General features: G+C 63.4%; 1 protein-coding gene. It reads right to left on the reverse strand.

Features of this window, described 5'->3' with window-relative positions; translation table 11 throughout:
• Window positions 1–905: glycosyltransferase family 4 protein (locus tag EOA33_RS36530; protein ID WP_145989542.1), on the reverse strand; the 905-nt coding region annotated here is incomplete at its 3' end.
• Window positions 906–1,095 lie beyond the last annotated feature (190 nt).

Consider the following 1,095-nt stretch of genomic DNA (forward strand, 5'->3'; position numbering starts at 1 on the left):
TCCATCGAATTGACGACAAATCCGGTCACGCCCTGATCGATGATCTCAGGCAAGGCGCCACAATTCCAGGCAATCGATGGCGTGCCGCAGGCCATCGCCTCGATCGGAGCAAGGCCGAACGGCTCGGGCCAATCGATCGGGAACAGCAGGCCGGCCGCCTTGCCGAGAAACTCGGCCTTCTCGTCCTCGGCGATCTCGCCGACATAGTCGACGCGGTCACCGTCGATCAGCGGCTCAACAACGTCATGAAAATAGGCACGATCATCGTCACCGATCTTGGCCGCCAGCTTCAGCTTCAACCCAGAGCGGCGCGCGATCTCGATGGCGCGGTCCGGCCGCTTGTCGCGCGAAAGCCGGCCGAGAAAGGCAAGATACGGTTCCTCTTCCGTGGTCTCGAAAGCGGGCCGATAGATGTCGATCGGCAGGCCATGGTGGATCGTCGCCAGCCAATTGGCCTCGGCCAGCCCTGCTCTCTGGCTGCGTGAGATGGAGACCATCGGAAAGCGTGGGAAGCGCCGGTAGGTGGGCGCCAGGTCGACATAGTCGAGCCTGCCATGCGGCGTCGTCACCGTCCTTCCGGCCATATCCGCGAAGAAGGAAAAATGCAGGAAATGGCTGAGGTGGAAGTGGATGAGGTCGAATTCGTGCGCCCGCTCGCGGACCTCGGCCAGCATCGCCAGATGCGCGGCTATCTCTGATTTTTTCGGGCGCGGATCGAGGCGAAGCGCGCATTCACGCCCGGCAACGAGCCTCGCGGAAGTCCGGCTGTCGCCGCTGGCAAACAGCGTAACCTCATGGCCGAGAGCGACCAGCGCTTCCGTTAGGTAGGAGACGATCCGTTCGGTGCCGCCATAGAGTTTCGGCGGCACGGACTCGTAGAGCGGCGCGACATGGGCAATTCGCATGATGTCTCCAGCTGATTGGCACAGGGCCAAAATGCATCAGCCGGCATATCGTTCCGGGCCCCGCTTCTCAGCCGGACAGCGCCGCGCCGACCCAGTCGAGCCGCGCGGCGGGGACGAGGCCGTAATTGTAGAAGTTGATACCGTCGACGCCCGGCGCCCTCGCCGGCTTCACCTTGGCGGCGAGCACTTC

Source organism: Mesorhizobium sp. M4A.F.Ca.ET.050.02.1.1 (genome assembly GCF_003997725.1).
GTDB lineage: Bacteria > Pseudomonadota > Alphaproteobacteria > Rhizobiales > Rhizobiaceae > Mesorhizobium.